Source organism: Streptomyces sp. NPDC059256 (assembly GCF_042753785.1).
Taxonomy (GTDB): Bacteria; Actinomycetota; Actinomycetes; order Streptomycetales; family Streptomycetaceae; genus Streptomyces.
In genome coordinates this window covers 1-1,952 of record NZ_JBHYZO010000054.1, presented here as the reverse complement: position 1 = coordinate 1,952, position 1,952 = coordinate 1, and the positions used below count along the sequence as shown (strand labels likewise).

The window sequence follows — 1,952 nt, the reverse complement described above, 5'->3', positions numbered from 1 at the left end:
AGTATAACACAAAACGTGATTTTTGAAGCAAAACGGTTCCTCTTTATGGAGCCGTTTTTTTTATTTCCCGAAGGGTTATTTGTCAGAATGACAAACCGATTTCGAGCCGGCGAGAACCCATTGTCACACCACGATTTAGGGGGTGTGTATAAATGGGCACTCTCTGTGAAATTTGAAGCTTTGAAATTCCGAATGGCGCACTTATACACTCTGTCGAGTGAGTGCTAAAATGCTGAAGCATTTCCGTCAAGCGTGTGGAGGAATCTTGTAGAGAGATATAGCATAGATACCCGTATCTCTAGAGATATTTTGGTATATCCCTGCTATATCTATGGGGTATCTATGCTATATCTTTGGCTTCAAAAACGGCACCTGTTCTAAGAGCATAGAAACTCAACAGGCACAGCCTGTTTGACACCCTTTTTTTTAGGGTGGCACCGAGTTTCCTTATGCTCTTTTTCTCTGAAGCTAAACCTGTTTTATATGTCGTAGTCTTTTTATTGGGAGTGACCCCTTGCTGTACAATTTCCGGAGGTGCCGATAAGGGACGAATTTTCCCTTGTCGGTTGCCTTTGGGGATTGTAAGGGGTGGAGGCTCGGAATCAAAAGGAAACGAAATATCATTCCGAGTGTGCTTCTTTTTTCTGTTCTTGAATTCTATTATTTCCAATGTTAGAATTATGTTAACAACTTGTTAGGAGTGTGTTTGGATGGAAGAGAAAAAACAAATTGGACCTCGAATTACTGTTGAAACATTTAAAAAGCTAGAGTTATTAGCCGAACATTTTACAAAACACAATGAATTTGGAAGAGTTTCAAAAGATGCTGTAATTGAGTTTGCTATTAAGGAATTGTATAGGGACTATTTGGGAAAAGGACGCTAATTTTTGTTGAAAAACTGACTTCGGATTTGGGGTTCTTTATTATTAACTTGATTTTAATTAAACATTACAGGAAAAATTGAGGGGAAATGGATGGATAAACGCAATGGTGACGCGGTTTTCATAGCTCCAAATGATGTTGTAAAAGTGACCACTATGAATCACGTCATTGAAGTTCAGCATATGGAGAAGATGAACCGGAAAAATAATATCAAAAAATTGGACAAGGATAGGTTTGTAGACCTCTCTACTGGGGAGATCCGGGAGTTCGAGCATTCGGAAAATCGGCAGGAAAATTATAATTCTTTGAGACAAACCTTTAAGAAGCTGCGTTATTTGATAAATAACAATTTTATAGGACGGCCAAATGAATTACATATAACTTTGACATACAAGAAAAATATGACGGACACGAAAAAACTTTATAGTGATTTTCAAAATTTTATCGACAGGTTGCGTTATAAATACAAGAAAGAAAGTTCGATAGATTATTTATCGGTGGTAGAGCCACAAGGACGTGGAGCCTGGCATTGTCATGTTTTAATGCGCTTTAATGATTTGGATAAGATTTATATTAAAAATGCTGAATTAAGGAGTCTATGGGGTTTAGGATTTGTAACAATCAAGTCATTAAAGGATATAGACAACATAGGAGCCTATTTGAGCGCTTATTTGACTGATATAGACCTAGAAGATGTCCAAGACAGGGAAACAGCCTTAAAAGTGGCTTCAGAGGGCTGTGAGGTGCAAACAAAGATCGTAGAAGGTCGGGAAAAGAAATTTTTAAAAGGCGGACGGCTGCACATGTATCCTTCCGGAATGAATATGTATCGAAAATCAAAAGGGATTGTTAAGCCGGAACGGGAAGAAATGAAGTTCGGAGACATAAAAAAAGTAGTGGGTTCGGCAAAACCACACTACGAGAAAAGTTATCATGTCGAAAATGACAATTTTGAAAACACAATTTCGTTTCTCCAGTATAACACAAAACGTGATTTTTGAAGCAAAACGGTTCCTCTTTATGGAGCCGTTTTTTTTATTTCCCGAAGGGTTATTTGTCAGAATGACAAA

General features: G+C 37.8%; 2 protein-coding genes. Both read left to right on the top strand.

Annotated elements, in window-relative coordinates; translation table 11 throughout:
• Positions 1 to 710 precede the first annotated feature (710 nt).
• Positions 711 to 884: a hypothetical protein gene (locus ACFXJL_RS34765; protein WP_375839303.1), complete on the top strand. Its 174-nt coding sequence runs from the start codon at positions 711 to 713 to the stop codon at positions 882 to 884.
• 90 nt (positions 885 to 974) lie between these two features.
• A complete protein-coding gene (locus ACFXJL_RS34760) occupies positions 975 to 1,883 on the top strand; it encodes a hypothetical protein (protein WP_375839305.1) in 909 nt (302 codons plus the stop codon).
• Positions 1,884 to 1,952 lie beyond the last annotated feature (69 nt).

Excerpts from the sequence above, each read along its gene's own strand:
- ACFXJL_RS34765 (WP_375839303.1), top strand. The coding sequence starts at position 711 with ATGGAAGAGAAAAAACAAATTGGACCTCGAATTACTGTTGAAACATTT.
- ACFXJL_RS34760 (WP_375839305.1), top strand. The coding sequence starts at position 975 with ATGGATAAACGCAATGGTGACGCGGTTTTCATAGCTCCAAATGATGTT.